This window comes from Pantoea sp. RSPAM1 (assembly GCF_038816185.1).
Taxonomy (GTDB): domain Bacteria; phylum Pseudomonadota; class Gammaproteobacteria; order Enterobacterales; family Enterobacteriaceae; genus Pantoea; species Pantoea ananatis.
The window spans coordinates 311,330-328,644 of the sequence record NZ_CP046137.1 but is presented as its reverse complement, the minus strand read 5'-3'; the positions used below and the strand labels follow the sequence as shown (position 1 = coordinate 328,644).

The window sequence follows — 17,315 nt, the reverse complement described above, 5'->3', positions numbered from 1 at the left end:
TATTTATGATATTACTCGACACAACGCAAAACCTGGCCTGCTTTATGCAATATCGTCGGACCTCCCTGCCCCCGAAAGAGATGACCATGCCTGACCCAAAAAACAGCGGCTTACTGTACGGACTGGACCAGCGAATCCCCCCACTCCAGGCTTTCTTCAGCGCTTCACAGCATGTGCTGGCGGGCCTGGTTGGCATTATTACGCCCCCGTTGCTAATCGGCACGGCGCTGGGTCTGGATGCGTGGCTGCCTTATTTGATCAGCATGTCGCTCCTTGCCTCCGGCATCGGGACGTTTCTGCAGTCAAACCGGGTATGGGGCATAGGGGCCGGCATGATATGCATGCAGGGCACCAGTTTTGCCTTTCTTGGTGTGGCCATCTCGGGCGGCCTGTGGGTCAAAGCACAGGGCGGCAGTCCAGAAGACATCATGGCGATGCTGTTTGGCGTCAACTTTGTCGCGGCGCTGGTGCCGGTCATCGTCAGCCGCTTCATTGATACCTTAAAGCGGGTCTTTACGCCGGTGGTGACGGGGAGCGTGATTGCGCTGATTGGTATCAGCCTGATCAAAGTCAGTGTGATTAACTGGTGCGGCGGTGAGAAAGCCCAGGATTTTGCCAGCCTCAGTAATCTGGCGCTGGGTGCGTTAACGCTTGGCGTTATCGTTGTGCTGAGCTGCTCCGGTAACCGCTGGCTACGCCTTTCATCGGTCGTGGCTGGCATCGCAGCAGGCTGTATTGCCGCTGCCCTGAGTGGCAAATTTCAGGTTCACGAACTGGGCGAGAGCGTCTTCCGTTTACCCTCTCTGTTTCCGTTTGGCTTTCACTTCAACAGTACGCTTTTCATTCCGGTGGTGCTGGTCTCTCTGGTCTGCATCATCGAGGCGGTGGGCGATCTGACTGCTAACAGCCTGATTTCCGGTAAATCTATTACCGACAAGACCTTTAGCACCCGTCTCAAAGGCGGCATTCTGGCAGACGGACTGAGCTGCATGATTGCGGCGATGCTGAGCGCCTTTCCCAACACCACCTTTGCGCAAAATAATGGCGTGATCCAGATGACGGGCGTGGCGAGTCGTTTTGTCGGCCGTTACGTCGGCGTCATTCTTATCCTGCTGGGGCTGTTCCCGCCTTTCAGCGAAGCACTGCGTCAGATTCCCACACCGGTGCTGGGGGGAGCCACAATGGTGATGTTCGGCTGCGTCGTCACGGCAGGGATTCGCATCCTAAGCCAGGCTCCGCTAACGCGCAGGGAAATACTTATTGTCGGTCTGGCGTTTAGTTTCGGGCTGGGAATCGAATCCGTTCCCGCTTCGCTCTCCCATCTGCCGCCCATGTTTGAGAATCTGTTTGGCTCCGCGGCTACCACCGGCGGCCTGGTCGCGATTGTCCTGAATCTTCTCATTCCTGGCGCAGACAAGCCGGCACGTGAAGAAGTAGAACAAGGCGAATCCGCACAGTCATTGTAATCCTGCCACATTCACCCGTGACGCAGTCGTTGCGGGTGACCGCCTGTGCGCTCAGGCCCCCAGCCCTTGATGTCTCCGACAGCTTTTTCCCGGGAGCCGCCCCGGAATCCTTTAACACCCAGAACGGCATCACAGCAGGAAATCCGGTTTATTCCGCCATTTATCGGGGGAATAAACTCGCCCGATTTACCGTTTCCCTTAACAAATCAGACCGTTACTTTTCCTTCAACTACACTTTCATCAGTTATTTATGCGTAGAGATACAGAATGAACGCGTTACAGCAGGAAAAAATTGGACAAAATATCTTAATCAAACTCGCGATGCTGGTGATTATCCTTGCCGGGATAAGAGCGGCCTCCGACATTCTGGTCCCGTTACTTCTGGCGGCTTTTTTTGCCATCGTACTGAATCCGTTAGTCACGATACTGATGCGGCGCGGGCTGCGACGCGGATTGGCGATTACGTTGGTGATTACGGTGATTTTTATCGTGATTCTGCTGCTGGGAGCCATACTGGCAAGCTCGATGAGTGAGTTTTCCGACCTCTATCCTCAACTGCGCACCATTATGGAAAAGAAAATGGGGGTGGTTCAGCATCTGGCAGCCAGCATCCATCTCAATATCTCAACCGATGCCCTGGTTCAGCGCTTCGACCCTAATACCGTTATGAATCTGGCCAGTGTGGCGCTGAGTGGCTTTTCAGGTGCGATGACCAATACCGTGTTACTGATCCTCACCGTGGTCTTTATGCTGTTTGAGGTGCACCATCTGCCTTATAAAATGCGTAACGCGTTTGTGAACCCCAAAATTCGTATCGCCGGCTTACACAAGGCCTTAAAAGGGGTGACGCATTACCTGGCACTGAAGACGCTAATCAGCCTGATCACCGGCATCGCGGTCTGGCTGACGCTCTACCTGCTGGAGGTGAAATTTGCGTTATTGTGGGGCGTGGTGGCCTTTATCCTTAACTTTATTCCCAATATCGGCCCGATTATTGCCGGTATTCCTCCATTCCTGCAGGCGCTGCTGCTCAACAGCGTGTTTGACGCGGCAATGGTGGCGGCGCTGTTTACTGCCATTCACATGGTTTTCGGCAATATGCTTGAGCCACGCATCATGGGGCGCGGTCTGGGCTTATCAACATTGGTGGTGTTTCTGTCATTGATATTTTGGGGCTGGCTGCTGGGCCCGGTCGGCATGCTGCTGTCCGTGCCTCTGACCAGCATCACTAAAATTTTAATGGAAACCACCCCGGGCGGGAGCCGTCTGGCCATTCTGCTCGGAACCGGCCGACCCAAGCCTTCGCGGCTGTTAACCAAGTAAACGCTGCTGCACATGCTGTAGATGCTCTCTCATCGCCGCCTGTGCAGCCTGCTCATCACCAGACGCAATGGCCTCGGCAATGCGCTGATGGTCCGCGTTCATTTCATCTGCAAAGGTATTGTCGGCATAATGACGTTCCAGCCGGCGGAAATGGGCGCTGTCACGTTTGTTCCACAGATTTTCCATCATCTCCCGCAACAGATCGTTGCCGCTCATCTCGCTAATCAGCAGATGAAAGCCTTTGTCCTGTTCGATGAAAGCCGCGTCGTTTTCATTAAATGCCTGGAGCGCTGCGCTAAGGGACAGCAGCTGCTGACGCTGGGCCTCACTGCCGTTTCGCGCCGCCATGCCCGCCAGCATGCTCTCATAGGCTTCGCGCGCCTGGAGCAGATCCTGCAGGCTGAAATTCTCGGTTTCTTTGCCTGCTGAAGGTTGCGGTAAGGTCTGAGCGACAAAAACTCCCGTACCCGTGTGGATGCTGACGTAACCCGTCATCTCCAGCGCTATCAGGGCTTCACGCACCGATGAACGACTGACGCCGAGTTGTCGGGCAAGTTCCCGTTCGGGCGGCAGCGCCCCGCCCGGCACGAAATCGCCGCCATGAATGCCCGCAATGATGGCATTGGCAATTTGCCGATAAAGCCGCTCAGTTTTCAGTACCGCTAACCCCATAACTCTCTCCTGTTGCAGGTCGTCTTTCAGGCAGCAGATGATACGTATTTATATTGCTGCGATCCGGATCACGGCCTTAACTTACGCGCTATCTTACTCTTGGTCCAGCGGCCTGACCACTGGGCCACACGTCCACCAAGGAGCAATAATGGAACATACATGGCGCTGGTACGGCCCCAACGATCCTGTGTCACTTGACGATGCCCGCCAGGCAGGTGCAACAGGAATTGTCACAGCACTTCATCACATCCCTAACGGAGAAGTGTGGCCGGTAGCCGAAATCAAAGCGCGTCAGGCGCTGCTGGCGGAAAAAGGGCTTACCTGGTCAGTCGTTGAAAGCATTCCTGTGCACGAAACGATTAAGACACAACGCGGCGATTATCAGCATTATATTGCCAATTATCAGCAGTCGATTCGCAACCTGGCAGCCTGCGGGATTGATACCGTATGCTATAACTTTATGCCGGTTCTGGACTGGACGCGTACCGATCTGGCCTGGGAACTGCCGGACGGCGCAAAAGCGCTGCGCTTTGATGCCGATGCCTTTGCCGCGTTTGAACTGCATCTGTTAAAACGTCCCGGCGCAGAAAAAGATTACAGCGCCGCTGAACAACAGGCCGCCGCAACGCGTTTTGCCGCCATGACCGAGGAAGAGAAAGCCACGCTGGTGCGCAACATCATCGCAGGCTTACCCGGCGCAGAAGAAGGTTATACACTTGAACAATTTCAGGCTCAGCTGGCGCAATATAACGGTATTGATAAAGCCAGGCTGCGCGAGCATATGGCCACTTTTCTGCGCGCCATCGTACCGGTGGCGGAAGAAGTCGGCATTAAGCTGGCCGTCCATCCTGATGATCCTCCGCGTCCCATTCTTGGCCTGCCGCGCATTATCTCCACGCAAGAGGACATGCAGTGGCTGAAAGAAACGGTAGACAGCCTGCATAACGGATTCTGTTTCTGTACCGGTTCCTACGGCGTACGTGAGGATAATGCCCTTATCGAGATGGCAGAAACCTATGCCGACCGGATTAACTTTGTGCACCTGCGGGCAACAAAGCGAGAAACGAACCCCAACAGCTTCCACGAGGCGGCCCATCTGACAGGCGATGTGGATATGGTTGGCGTTATCAAAGTGATCCTGGCCGAGGAGCAGCGTCGCCGCAGGGCGGGCGAACAGCGAGCCATTCCCATGCGCCCCGATCACGGTCACCAGATGCTGGATGACTTGCGCAAGCGCACCAATCCGGGCTATTCCGCTATTGGCCGCCTTAAAGGGCTTGCAGAACTGCGCGGCGTCGAAGTTGCCCTGAAGCAGATCTATTTCCAGGACTAAAGGTTGTTGCCCCGACGTCGTTATGCTGTCGGGGCACAGGGTAGTGTTTAGACAGGTTGCTATGCCCATAGTTATGGCGGCGCTTTCCAGGTAACAAAAGGGTTCTCATTTCTCTCCCTTCTGGCTGCTGTGTTTTGGGATACTCCTCCCACGGCTTAGCTGCGGCTCCCTTTTCAGGACATCCTCATGCTCACCTTTTCCACGACCCTTTTGCAGCCGCCATCAATCTAATGTGTGAGCATTCACTAATAGCATGAATTTTTTTGTCAATGAATTGCCTGTCAGGTCGATAATTGACCCTATCGGAGAATAAGGGATTTCCGACTGTTCACCAGCGGCGTGAACTGGCGTGCTATGCTGCATTAACCCTTAGCACCTCTCAAAACACGATCACGATTCAGAGGTTTTACGGTGCCGCTCATAAAAAGAAAACAGGAGCATGCTCATTCGCTCATTGTCCTCGCAGGACTCTTGCCGCTGCTCCTGGGGTTAGTGTTCACGATGATCGATGCCAGAAAAACAGTAAAAGAACAGCAAATTGATACGGCCGCGACCTTACTGTCTCAGGCAGAAAAAATCAGCGATAATGCCTGGAGCATGATCGCCTGGCTGCGCCAATATGAGTACCAACCCTGTGAAAAGATAGAAAATACGCTGCGGATTAATAGCAGTTTCCATCCCTATTTTCGCAGTATCGGCAAACTGGAAAGCAACACGATAAGCTGCTCTTCTGCCTACGGTAACAAGCCCGCTACGCTTAAAGCCATGATCGGCGTCGCCCCGCCCGTGACCGGCAAAGACTGGTGGAGCCTGTCCCTCGCGGGTTCTTACATCGTGCCAGACCGACCTGCCGTGATATTTGTGCGCCAGCTGGCAGCTGGCAGAGCCCTCTGGGTGATGGTTGAAGGGCAGTATCTTATTGATTTTATGAGCGCACTGGGCAGTACGCATCACTATCAGATAACCATGCGTTTTAGCAACGGTGCGCCCATCGTGTCAGGCGATCGTGAAATGGCCGATGACAAGTGGTTTAAGCCTCAGATCTATCATGCAACCTCTTCCCGCTATAGCATCAACGTCACCCTGATAGCACCCGGTACTGAGCTGGTTAAAGCATGGACACAGCTTCTTTTCGTGTTTATGCCAATGGCGGCGATTTTTTCCGTACTGTTTATGATTATTACCGCCTCATGGCTTCGCCGACGCTTTTCATGGGGAGATGAAATTCGTCGCGCCATTCAGTCCCGTCAGTTCAGCGTGCATTATCAACCTACCTACAGCTATACGCAGCAACGTTGCACGGGCGCAGAAGCCCTGTTGCGCTGGACCCTGCCCAACGGTAACAGCGTGCGCCCGGACACCTTTATTGCCGCCGCAGAAGCAGAAGGGATGATTATCCCGATTACCCATCATTTAATGGAGTTGATCGTTGAAGACACGCAAAGCTGGGCGCCTGACCCCGGCTTTCATCTGGCGATTAACGTGGCTGCCGAGCATCTTCAGCACCCGGATTTTGTTGACGATATGCTTAATTTTGCTGACAGGATGGCGAGAACCGAATTCAACATTACTCTGGAACTGACGGAGCGGAGCCTGATTAAAGAAGGGAGCCTCGTCGCGGCTAAGCTGGCGCAACTCCGTCAGGCAGGCATGAAAATCGCTATCGATGACTTTGGTACGGGGCACTGCTCTCTGAGTTACCTGCAAACCTTTACGCTGGACTACCTAAAAATCGATCAGGGTTTTATCAATGCCATCGAATCCCTGGAGGGTGAAACGCCGGTGCTGGACGCCATTATCAGTCTGAGCCATAAACTGAAGCTGCAGGTATTGGGAGAAGGCGTCGAAACGGCAATGCAGTTCCGCTATTTACAGCAGCATGGTGTCACCTTCATCCAGGGCTATTTTTACGCCAGGCCCATGGATAACCCCACGATCGTGGCATGGATGAAACAATATGGTCATTTGCCGGTTGAGGTTGAAAACACCTGAGCCGCAACTTAGTGACGCACGCGGCACAATGACGGTGAAGAAGCGCTAAATCAACGCGCTTTTCGTTGTGCTGCACGCTGCTTACTCGCCGCCCGCATTGCCACCGCAATGGCCTCTTCCTGCTGAATGACGTGCTCAACAGGCGCACTGGCGCGCTGATTCAACCGTTGCAGCGTAGGCATCGATTGCTGCAACAGCTGCTGGCACTCCTCGTATTCCGAGCATTGCTTACCTGTCACGGTCGATGTTTGTAGTGCTTCGCTCAATTGAGCCAGTCGATCAATCCAGTATTTAGTGCGGCAGCTAAACCATCCAGAACTGAGCTGCGCTTCAGGAGACTGGGAAGCCGTGGGCACCTCAGAAGAATTCATTAATTTTCTTTCTACACTATCTATCTGAGCCACCCAAGGGTTCTGGCAAGCATGGGGTGTTTTCCTTGACATTCTTCCTCCAAATCAAGGTGAAAGAGTATTGCTGAAGGCGTTCTGATAGGCAAGCCTCAAACCTTAACCCGTCCAATCCTTAATCTTTGTTAATAGCTTTAGGCAGATGGCTGAGGGTGCTCAAACCGCAGCGCTCACTTAACACGCAAACGCGCGCAGAACCTGACTTTTTTTCCTTTCAGCGGCTGCTATAAACCACCGGTAAAATTGTTCGTTTTCAGGTCAAACATGACAAATATCACACAAAAACGTTATACTCTGCGGCCGATAAATCAGATAACGACAGTATTTGTCGTTTTGATGTATCGACAGACAATGCTGTTTTACGGCTATGCTTAAATTTCCTCAACGCAGCGGTCTGAACGCTGTTTTCGGTTCGCGCCGTTGAGGACTTTCATGTTCCATTACAGGGTAATTCTATGAAATTGCGTAGGAAGCGTGTAAAACCGATTGGGATAGATGATGTCACCATCATTGATGATTCCCGTTTACGTAAAGCCATTACCGCCGCCTCTTTGGGTAACGCCATGGAGTGGTTTGATTTTGGTGTTTATGGCTTTGTGGCTTATGCCTTGGGTAAGGTGTTTTTTCCGGATGCCTCTCCAGGGATTCAAATGATTGCCGCACTGGCAACCTTCTCCGTTCCTTTCCTGATTCGTCCTTTAGGCGGCCTGTTTTTCGGCATGCTGGGGGATAAATATGGTCGTCAGAAAATCCTGTCGATTACCATCGTCATTATGTCGGTCAGTACCTTCTGTATCGGCCTGATTCCCTCCTATGCCTCCATTGGCATCTGGGCGCCGATTCTGCTGCTGTTGGCCAAAATGGCTCAGGGCTTTTCTGTGGGTGGGGAATATACCGGTGCCTCTATCTTTGTGGCCGAGTATTCGCCTGACCGCAAGCGCGGCTTTATGGGAAGCTGGCTGGACTTTGGTTCTATCGCCGGCTTCGTGCTGGGCGCGGGCGTCGTCGTCTTAATTTCTACCATCATCGGTGAAGAGAACTTCCTTGCGTGGGGATGGCGTCTTCCATTCTTCCTGGCCCTGCCACTGGGTATTATTGGCCTGTATTTACGCCATGCCCTGGAAGAAACCCCCGCGTTCCAGCAGCACGTCGACAAACTGGAACAAGGCGATCGCGAAGGCCTGCGTGATGGCCCGAAAGTCTCTTTCAAAGAAATCGCCACCAAACACTGGCGTAGCCTGCTAGCCTGCATCGGTCTGGTTATTGCAACCAACGTGACCTATTACATGTTGCTGACCTACATGCCAAGTTACCTGTCGCACAACCTGCACTACTCTGAAGATCATGGCGTGCTGATTATCATCGCCATCATGATGGGCATGCTGTTTGTCCAGCCCGTGATGGGGCTGCTGAGCGACCGCTTTGGCCGTCGTCCGTTTGTGATTATCGGCAGTATCGCCCTGATGATCTTCGCCATTCCGGCCTTCATGATGATCAACAGCGGCATGCTGGGAATGATTTTCGCTGGGTTGTTGCTGCTGGCCGTGATCCTTAATGCCTTTACCGGCGTGATGGCTTCGTCACTGCCTGCTATGTTCCCGACGCACATTCGCTACAGTGCATTAGCCAGCGCCTTCAACATATCGGTACTGATTGCAGGCCTCACGCCAACGTTAGCGGCCTGGCTGGTAGAATCGACCAATAACCTTTATATGCCCGCTTACTATCTGATGGTGGTTGCGGTCATTGGCCTGATTACCGGCCTCTACATGAAAGAGACGGCGAATAAGCCCCTAAAAGGTGCAACACCTGCCGCTTCTGACATGGAAGAAGCGCGCGAAATTCTGCAGGAGCATCACGATAACATCGAGCAGAAAATCGAAGATATCGACGCCGAGATGGCTCGCCTGGAAGCCAAACGTAAAAGTCTGGTCGAACAGCACCCCAATATCAACGAGTAACGCCCCTCTCTCCCGCCCCTGAGGCGGGAGAATCTTTTGCTGTCTCTGCACACCGCACACAAACCTTCATCGCCTGCACTTAATCGGAGTAGACTGTGCGTCTTATTTCAACTGGCTACGTGAGTGTCTATGTCTGATTTTTCCCTTACCCAACGTCCCAGAAGATTGCGCGCCAGCGCGTCAATGCGTGCAATGTTTCAGGAGTCCAGCCTTAGCCTGAACGATTTGGCCCTGCCCATTTTTGTTGAGGAAGGTGTTGATGATTATAAAGATATTCAGGCCATGCCTGGCGTAAGACGTATTCCTGAAAAACGTCTGGCCTACGAAATTGAACGTATCGCTAAGGCGGGCATTCGATCGGTCATGACCTTCGGGATTTCCCATCATACCGACGCGACCGGCAGCGATGCGTGGAATGAAAACGGCCTGGTGGCACGTATGTCGAAAATCTGCAAAGACACCGTGCCTGAAATGATCGTGATGTCGGATACCTGCTTCTGCGAATACACCAGCCACGGGCACTGTGGCGTGCTGTGTGACCATGGCGTTGATAACGATGCCACCCTGATCAATCTGGGCAAGCAGGCCGTTGTGGCGGCGGCGGCAGGGGCCGACTTTATCGCGCCCTCTGCCGCAATGGATGGCCAGGTTCAGGCGATACGCCAGGCGCTGGACGCCGCAGGCTTTACCCAGACAGCGATCATGTCTTATTCCACCAAGTTTGCGTCATCCTTCTATGGCCCCTTCCGGGAAGCGGCAGGTACGGCCCTGAAAGGCGATCGTAAAACCTATCAGATGAACCCGATGAACCGTCGTGAGGCTATTCGCGAGTCGTTAATTGATGCGGCTGAAGGTGCCGATGCACTGATGGTCAAACCGGCCGGAGCCTATCTGGACATTCTGCGCGATATCCGCGAGCGCACTGAACTTCCGCTGGCGGCCTATCAGGTTAGCGGTGAGTACGCGATGATTAAATTCGCGGCTCAGGCGGGCGCCATCGATGAACGTAATGTCGTGCTCGAAAGCCTTGGCGCGATCAAGCGGGCTGGCGCAGATTTGATTTTCAGCTATTTTGCACTTGAGTTGGCTGAGAACAACCTGCTCTGAGCCATGGCCCTTCTGCGACGGTGCATGCATCCTCGCAGAAGGCATTGTTCCTGTTCTGTGAAAGGTGAAATAAACGCGATGCTAATTGGCGTGAAATAATCACATTACGAATAATGTCCTCTATTCAGTAAACAAATAATACACAAATCGCAACGCAATATAATCATTAAGCTTATACTTCCACATCGCAGGAAATAACCATTCACTTCCTTAAGAATCTTTACGCATGTAATGTTTTGAAAAACACAGGATAATTTACAATCACCTTCGAAATTTAAGGGGGTGTTATGAATGAGAATAAATACAATGAGAGCGTGATTATTTCTGTTACTGACTGGATTAATAAGAATCTGGATCAGCGCTTAAGCATTGACGACATTGCTGAAAAGGCGGGTTATTCAAAATGGTATCTACAAAAGCTATTTTCCCGTTATCATAATGAGACGCTGGCCCATTACATCCGTAGAAAGAAATTAATTTCCTGTATTAATGATTTGAAATACAGCCATGCGCCCATTATCAGCCTGGCGGTTAAATACCACTTTGAAAGTCAGCAGTCTTTTACCCGCTCCTTTAAGCAGATGATGGGCTGTACGCCTAGCGTATGCCGTAAAAGCCAGCGACTGAACGTGACCGACAGCAACGCCCATCCTTGCAGCGTATGTAGTAAGGCTGAAAACCACCCAATAAAGAAGTTATATAGCGGAATAAACGAAACCTTCGGGGTTAGTCATTTAGTCCGCTTGCTGTAAACGTGGCAGCAAAAAACTAGTTATCATCAGGCTTATAGTACTGTACGCCAATCTGGATCCGCTCGCGACCACTGGCAACGCGATGACGATTGGTATCCCGTAGGGAGTAAACACAACCGCAATATTCCTGCTGATAAAAACTTTCACGCTTGCTGATTTCAATCATGCGTGCCGATCCGCCGCCTTTGCGCCAGTTGAACTCCCAGTAGGACAGATCGGGATAATGTGCGGCAGCACGTACGCCGCAGTCGTTAATTTGCTGCATGTTTTTCCAGCGGGAAATCCCCAGTGAACTTGTGATCACCGGGAAACCATTTTCATGGGCGTACAGCGCCGTGCGCTCGAAACGCATATCGAAACACATGGTGCAGCGCTCACCGCGCTCCGGCTCCCACTCCATCCCTTTGGCACGTTTAAACCAGTCGTCACGATCGTAGTCCGCATCGACAAAGGGCACGCCAAACTTTTCGGCAAAGCGGATATTTTCGTCTTTTCGCAGCTCATACTCTTTAAGCGGATGGATGTTCGGATTATAGAAATAGATGGTGTATTCAATGCCGGATGCCAGCATCGCCTCCATGACTTCTCCCGAACAGGGCGCGCAGCAGGAGTGCAACAGCACTTTTTTATGGCCGCCGGGTAAGGGCAGCGGTTGTCGCTCGTAGGGCTGAGACATAAGCACCTTCAATCAATGTAATCAAAAGCGCAGTGTAATGCCGGGGCGCGGATGTTGCAAAATTTCACGCTGACGGCTGCCACGCCCCCTGTAAGCCCGTCAGCGTTGCTGCAACCTTTACCTCACCACTGAAGCGTTTTGCCCGCGTAGTCCAGATAGTGATGGCCGCCACGTCCCCGACTGGCGGTTAACTGCGTAACAATCCCATTGGCGCTTTCTTCAGGCGTGAGCGGTGCCGCATCGCCTCCCATATCCGTTTTGACCCAACCGGGATGCAGGGTCAGCAGCGTGCCGTTTTGCGCCTCCACCGGTCTGGCCAGCGAGCGCGTGAGCATATTAAGGGCCGCTTTGCTGGCTGAGTAAAGCGGCGCTTCTGCATGACGATTCTCATTCAGGCTGGCAAGTTGAGATGAGGTTAACGCCAGTACGCCGTGTTGCTGGTTCAGTAACGGCAGCAAAATTTCTGCGGTTCGTATCGGCGCAACGGCATTAGTAATAAACAGCTGGATGAGCTCAGCCTCGTTGCTCTCTGACAGCTTCTGATGAGCAGGCCCGTAAATGCCGGCGTTGATCAGAATCGCGTCAAAAGGCTGCCCGCTCAGCCCAACCGCAAATTGCTTAACCGCCTCGGTCTGCGTCATATCGAGCCGACGCCAGTCAACCTGCTGGATTTCTCCCTGCGGGGGGATATCACTGCGATGGGTGGCCGTGACCTGCCAGTTGTTGGCCGCAAACGCCTTGACGACCGCCAGTCCTATGCCACGTGATGCACCAATCACTAATGCTTTGCCTTGATAAACCATAGCGTTTCCTCGTTGATGAACGTCGTAGACAGCGTAGATGCGTATGGGCAAACACACTGCATCATCAATGCTATTTTGCATTCAGACAGCATTCATGGGGCAGTGAATACGTACGGACAGAGGTGTGACGGTATTATTCAATTTGCTGGTCTGGCGGGGATGAAGGGTCACCTTCACGACTTTTCGCAACGCTCTGCGGATGGTCTTCGCCCATTGACAGTGCAGTTGCGCTGGCGGGATCAAACAGTGAGAAGCTTTCAACCTGATCCACCATGATGACTTTTCGAAATGCCATCGCGTTTTTCGGCTCAGAATCCAGTGTGATGTCGTGCTCGGCATACCAACTGCTGTAGTTGTGCTCGACCGACAGTTTCAACGTATGACTGTCGCGGTAGCCGCTCAGCATCGGGATGAGCACGATATTGGCCGTGCGCTCATATTCAAAGGTGGCAGCGTGTACCATGCCGATATAAATGCGGCGGGATTTTAACGTGATCCAGGCCAGCTCGCCTTCTTCCATGCACTGGAACAGCATCTGTTCAACACCATTGGATCGTGAAAGCTTCTGATAAAGATCTTTGCGACCGGACACGTTCAGTCGTGCGCTGCCTGCCCAGTTTGACCGGTAGAGACAGAACAGGATGGCAAAGCTCAGCATGATGACCACTGGAGCCTGAATACCGAGAAAACTCCAGTTCATGAACTTCATTTGCAGTTGCAAATGATCGCCAGGAAACGCATACAGGAAATTGGAAACGCTTGAAATAAGAAACAAGATAAACCAGATAAGGGCGGTGACGAAAACGCCCTGCAGTACAAATATACAGCCGTAAAGTGCGACAAGAAAATAGACATCCCATCCTGAAGAGCGACGTATTTTGAAACGGCTGGACAGATCCCGGCTGGTGTACCAATAACCACTCACCATCAGTACCATAAAAATTGCGGTTCCCACCTCAAACTCCCTTTAAGGTATTGACGTGCCGATTAAAATCTTCCTTTACTTCATCACTGAGAATATTGACGGCAGCGTTGCCATTTTCATCAATGATTATGCGCTCACCATCCGCAATGGAGTCGTTTATGTCCTGGCGGCTCATTATCTGCAGGAATTTATCCGGGCTGGCGAATAAAGAACGAACGAAGCTAATCATGATATGTCACTTAACGAGTCAAAAAAGCAAGTATGTGACTGAATCGTGTTTACTGCCATTTTATTGCCGGTAAACATTCTTAAAACTCACTTTAGCGAAGCGGTAATCAGGCATAATTTTTTCTGCATGCAAAAGACCGCCGTTTTTAAAATTACGCCAGAAACAGGTTATTTTAACGCTGAATTTGTCCCCTTCGCGGCCATCGCTAATTTTTGCTTTACCTCACTCCCTGGGGTTCAAAACGCGGCCTGAAAAACCGATCGTCTCTGGCTCGCCATCAGCGTGACGCGTAATGTCTCCGCACCGTTCAGGCCCCCATGCCTTGTCCTCAGACCCCGTAGCGCAACGGCCTTGACCGCGCTGACCGGGTCCGCGCCGTGCTAAACCGTTTTCTTCACCTACATCACACTTCCCGCCGATTTTGTTGCCCCAATGTGATGCAGGTTTCAAATATGTTGCACCCTAATTGCGCCAGATTGATGGACAGGCTATTCCTCCTCTCACTCCCTCCACTGAATCTTCTGACGTGCGGCTTATTTTCATGCACCTCAGATATATGGCATGCTTCGTGCTTGTTACCTGAATAACAACGAAGCAGGCAATGACAGCCAGGTAACATTGAGGACAACATGAGCGGGAACGAAGCCCTGATTAAAAAAATCGAAGCCGCTTTTAGCCTGCAAACCCCGAGCGAAAAGCGGATTAGTTCGTGGCTGTTAAGTCATACCGAGCAAATTCCGTTTGAAACGGCTGACAGCATCGCCCAGGCGACCGGTACCAGCGGTATAACCGTAGGGCGTTACCTGCGTAAGCTGGGGTTTAAAAACCTTGATGATGTGAAAAACCTGCTGCGCGACGTCCCCAATACGCCCTACAAGCAATGGGGCGTTATTGACCGTCTTGGTTCCTGGCAGCAGCAACGTACCCTGCCCGACCTGTCCAGTCAGTCCCTGCAGATGGAGCTGGATGCCATTCGCTATGTCTATCAGCTGGCCCAAACGGATAGTTTCCGCCATATCAGCCAGCAAATCGCGGATGCCGATACGGTCATCGTGCTGGGAATTCAGTCTACACGCGGGATTGCCAACACCTTTTTCAGTCATCTGGAATATTTACGCCCGCGCGTTACCTACGCCGATGGCAGCTCAGGCAGCTGGCTGGAGTCGCTGAATTCAGAGTCTTCAAAGCCTTACGTCATTCTTACCGATACCCGGGCCTATTCCACCGTAGCAAGGCAGTTTTGCCGGGTTGCCACCGAGCGCCAGGTCGCGATGGCGCTCGTCACCGACATCTGGTGCCCATGGGCGCGTGATTACCCGGTTGATCTGCTTCAGGTAAAAACGGATACCGCCAATTTCTGGGACTCTCTTGCGCCCATCAGTTGCCTTTTCAACCTGCTGTTGTCCGCCGTCGTGGAAAGACTTGGCCCGGCGCTTTCTGAGCGTCTGGTACAGAACCGACTGTTACAGCAGGAATTTGGCCAGTTTGAACATTAACAAAACAGGGATTACAGCATGATGCAGGAAACAGAGTTAGTCGATATTGCAGCGGCCTTTCCCGCGCTCACTATCGACCTTAAATACGCCACCGCCGATAACATTACGGGACAGCCCATCTACAGCGTCGCCCGCTGTCTGCTGCACCCCGATGCGGTTAGCGCGCTGGAGAAAAGCATCGCAATCGCAAAAGTGGCCGGATTGAGTCTGCTGGTGCTGGACGCCTATCGCCCGCAAAAAGCCCAGGAGCTGCTGTGGCACGCCTGCCCCGATCAGAATTACGTTGTGCCTTTATCGCAAGGATCCAATCACAGTCGTGGCACCGCTATTGACGTCACGCTGGTCGATGCCGAAGGGCAGATTCTGGATATGGGCACCGGATTCGATGAAATGCAGGCGTTGTCCCATCCCTATCATCCCGACGTACCGCTAACTGCCCAACGTAACAGGCTGCTGCTTAATGCCGTGATGTTTGGCGGCGGCTTCACTGGGATTGCCACGGAATGGTGGCATTTCGAATTACCGGAAGCGGCCCGTTATCCGCTGCTCAATGATGTTTTCACCTGCATATCCCCAGCCCAGACTGACGGAGTATTACCATGAAAATGATGCATACAGCACCCGGCTATTTTCGCCCTTTGTTACTGGCCATGACCCTTGCAGCCACCACAACACCCGTCCTGGCGGCGGTTCCCAAGGACATGTTGGTGATAGGTAAAGCCGCCGATCCCCAGACGCTTGATCCTGCCGTGACTATTGATAATAACGACTGGACCGTTACCTATCCTGCCTACCAACGATTGATCAAATACAAAACCCAGGACGGGAAGGGTTCGACAGACGTTGAAGGCGATCTGGCAGAAAGCTGGCAGAGCAGCGAGGAGGGGAAGGTGTGGACGTTTAAATTACGTCCCGGCGCCGCGTTTGCGGATGGGTCAGCCGTTAACGCGGAGGCCGTTAAGCTGTCGTTTGAGCGCCTGCTGCGCATTAAGCAGGGGCCTTCAGAAGCCTTCCCGTCCGATCTCAACGTTGAGGTCGTGGACCCGCTTACCGTGCGCTTCACACTGAAGACGCCGTTTGCGCCTTTCCTTTACACGCTCGCTAACGACGGCGCTTCCATCATCAACCCAGCCGTGCTGAAAGCGAATGCCGCTGACGACGCGCGCAGTTATCTGGCCGACCATACCGCAGGCTCTGGCGCCTACATGCTGCAGCGCTGGCAGAAAGGTCAGCAGCTCGTGCTGGTGCCGAATCCTCATTTCTCCGGACCTAAGCCTGCCTTTAAGCGCGTGTCCGTAAAGATTATCAGTGAAAGTTCGGCCCGACGCCTGCAGCTGGCAAAAGGTGATGTAGACATTGCTGACGCCCTGCCGATGGACCAGTTTGCCGCCCTGAAAAAGCAAAATGAGGTGGCAGTGCAGGATTATCCCGCACTGCGCGTGACCTATCTCTATCTCAACAACAGTAAACCGCCACTGAACCAGCCCGATTTGCGCAGAGCGATCTCCTGGGCCACCGATTATCAGGGAATGGTGCAGGGCATTCTGGGCGGCAACGGTAAACAGATGCGTGGACCGATCCCGGAAGGCATGTGGGGCTACGATGCCAAAGCCATGCAGTACGACTTTAATCTTGCGAAAGCCAAAGCGGAGATGGATAAAGTGGCCACCAAACCGCAGTCGCTGTCGTTCCTCTATTCTGACAACGATCCCAACTGGGAGCCGATTGCCCTGTCGATGCAGGCCAACCTTCAGGCTATTGGCATCAATGTGAAGCTGGAAAAACTGGCCAACGCCACCATGCGCGAGCGCATCAGTAAAGCAGACTATGACATCGCGATTGGTAACTGGAGCCCGGACTTCGCCGATCCCTACATGTTTATGAATTACTGGTTTGCGTCAGACAAAAAAGGCCTGCCGGGTAACCGCTCCTTTTATTCCAACCCTGAAGTCGATGCGCTGCTGAAAAAAGCGGTATCGACCACGAATCAGGCTGAGCGGACTACCGATTACCAGCAAGCGCAAAATATCGTAATTAACGATGCAGCTTACGTTTACTTATTCCAGAAAAATTATCAGGTTGCGATGAACAAATCGGTTAAAGGCTACGTGTTTAATCCGATGCTGGAGCAAATATTTAACATCGCCACCATGCATAAAGAATAACACCGCTC

The 17,315-nt window shown here is 52.5% G+C and carries 16 protein-coding genes; 10 read left to right on the top strand and 6 right to left on the bottom strand.

Annotated features, from left to right (window positions below; all coding sequences use genetic code 11):
- The first annotated feature begins 86 nt into the window (after positions 1–86).
- Both GKC68_RS02035 and GKC68_RS02030 read left to right on the top strand, forming a co-directional pair.
- Positions 87–1,466: a nucleobase:cation symporter-2 family protein gene (locus GKC68_RS02035; RefSeq protein ID WP_342656543.1), complete on the top strand. Its 1,380-nt coding sequence runs from the start codon at positions 87–89 to the stop codon at positions 1,464–1,466.
- Positions 1,467–1,733: 267 nt separating this feature from the next.
- Positions 1,734–2,789 carry an AI-2E family transporter gene (locus GKC68_RS02030; RefSeq protein WP_047713838.1) on the top strand — a complete coding sequence of 352 codons (1,056 nt, stop codon included), beginning with the start codon at positions 1,734–1,736 and terminating at the stop codon, positions 2,787–2,789.
- Here the strand turns inward: GKC68_RS02030 and GKC68_RS02025 are convergent.
- Complete coding sequence (locus tag GKC68_RS02025) at positions 2,778–3,461, bottom strand: FadR/GntR family transcriptional regulator (RefSeq protein ID WP_047713839.1); 684 nt, start codon at positions 3,459–3,461, stop codon at positions 2,778–2,780. The two genes, GKC68_RS02030 and GKC68_RS02025, sit on opposite strands and share 12 nt — an antisense overlap.
- 148 nt (positions 3,462–3,609) lie before the next feature.
- On the opposite strand from GKC68_RS02025, the gene uxuA reads away from it, so the two are divergent.
- Together uxuA and GKC68_RS02015 are read left to right on the top strand one after the other, a co-directional pair.
- Positions 3,610–4,794: a mannonate dehydratase gene (gene uxuA, locus GKC68_RS02020; RefSeq protein ID WP_028724454.1), complete on the top strand. Its 1,185-nt coding sequence runs from the start codon at positions 3,610–3,612 to the stop codon at positions 4,792–4,794.
- Positions 4,795–5,205: 411 nt separating this feature from the next.
- Positions 5,206–6,786, top strand: coding sequence for an EAL domain-containing protein (locus GKC68_RS02015; protein WP_058705903.1), 1,581 nt, complete (start codon positions 5,206–5,208; stop codon positions 6,784–6,786).
- A gap of 50 nt (positions 6,787–6,836) precedes the next feature.
- Here the strand turns inward: GKC68_RS02015 and GKC68_RS02010 are convergent, their stop codons facing one another.
- Positions 6,837–7,157 (bottom strand): hypothetical protein, encoded by a 321-nt coding sequence (locus GKC68_RS02010; protein WP_047713841.1) that lies wholly within the window; start codon positions 7,155–7,157, stop codon positions 6,837–6,839.
- Between the two features lie 491 nt (positions 7,158–7,648).
- On the opposite strand from GKC68_RS02010, the gene proP reads away from it, so the two are divergent.
- From proP to GKC68_RS01995, 3 genes are all read left to right on the top strand, one after another.
- Positions 7,649–9,154 (top strand): glycine betaine/L-proline transporter ProP, encoded by a 1,506-nt coding sequence (gene proP / locus GKC68_RS02005; protein WP_028724457.1) that lies wholly within the window; start codon positions 7,649–7,651, stop codon positions 9,152–9,154.
- 129 nt (positions 9,155–9,283) lie between these two features.
- Entirely contained in the window at positions 9,284–10,261 is a 978-nt protein-coding gene (gene hemB, locus GKC68_RS02000) for a porphobilinogen synthase (protein ID WP_014594817.1), read from the top strand.
- 287 nt (positions 10,262–10,548) lie between these two features.
- On the top strand, positions 10,549–11,013 hold the full coding sequence (locus GKC68_RS01995) for a helix-turn-helix domain-containing protein (RefSeq protein WP_028724458.1): 465 nt from the start codon (positions 10,549–10,551) through the stop codon (positions 11,011–11,013).
- A 16-nt stretch (positions 11,014–11,029) separates the two neighbouring features.
- On the opposite strand, the gene GKC68_RS01990 is transcribed toward GKC68_RS01995, so the two are convergent.
- From GKC68_RS01990 to GKC68_RS01975, 4 genes are all read right to left on the bottom strand, one after another.
- The gene (locus tag GKC68_RS01990; RefSeq protein WP_014594818.1) at positions 11,030–11,689 is read right to left on the bottom strand and encodes an epoxyqueuosine reductase QueH; all 660 of its coding nucleotides are present in this window, start codon (positions 11,687–11,689) and stop codon (positions 11,030–11,032) included.
- A gap of 122 nt (positions 11,690–11,811) precedes the next feature.
- The gene (locus GKC68_RS01985) at positions 11,812–12,492 is read right to left on the bottom strand and encodes an SDR family oxidoreductase (RefSeq protein WP_342656542.1); all 681 of its coding nucleotides are present in this window, start codon (positions 12,490–12,492) and stop codon (positions 11,812–11,814) included.
- A gap of 133 nt (positions 12,493–12,625) precedes the next feature.
- Positions 12,626–13,447 carry a hypothetical protein gene (locus tag GKC68_RS01980; protein ID WP_064365816.1) on the bottom strand — a complete coding sequence of 274 codons (822 nt, stop codon included), beginning with the start codon at positions 13,445–13,447 and terminating at the stop codon, positions 12,626–12,628.
- A 1-nt stretch (position 13,448) separates the two neighbouring features.
- Positions 13,449–13,646, bottom strand: coding sequence for a hypothetical protein (locus GKC68_RS01975; RefSeq protein ID WP_013027591.1), 198 nt, complete (start codon positions 13,644–13,646; stop codon positions 13,449–13,451).
- Positions 13,647–14,275: 629 nt separating this feature from the next.
- Between GKC68_RS01975 and GKC68_RS01970 the strand changes: the two genes are divergently transcribed.
- The 3 genes from GKC68_RS01970 to GKC68_RS01960 are packed head-to-tail and all read left to right on the top strand — an operon-like array spanning position 14,276 to position 17,307.
- Positions 14,276–15,142 (top strand): MurR/RpiR family transcriptional regulator, encoded by an 867-nt coding sequence (locus tag GKC68_RS01970; RefSeq protein ID WP_064365815.1) that lies wholly within the window; start codon positions 14,276–14,278, stop codon positions 15,140–15,142.
- 18 nt (positions 15,143–15,160) lie between these two features.
- A complete protein-coding gene (ddpX, locus tag GKC68_RS01965; protein WP_028724462.1) occupies positions 15,161–15,745 on the top strand; it encodes a D-alanyl-D-alanine dipeptidase in 585 nt (194 codons plus the stop codon).
- 2 nt (positions 15,746–15,747) lie between these two features.
- Positions 15,748–17,307, top strand: a complete 1,560-nt coding sequence (locus GKC68_RS01960; RefSeq protein WP_028724463.1) for an ABC transporter substrate-binding protein — start codon at positions 15,748–15,750, stop codon at positions 17,305–17,307.
- Positions 17,308–17,315 lie beyond the last annotated feature (8 nt).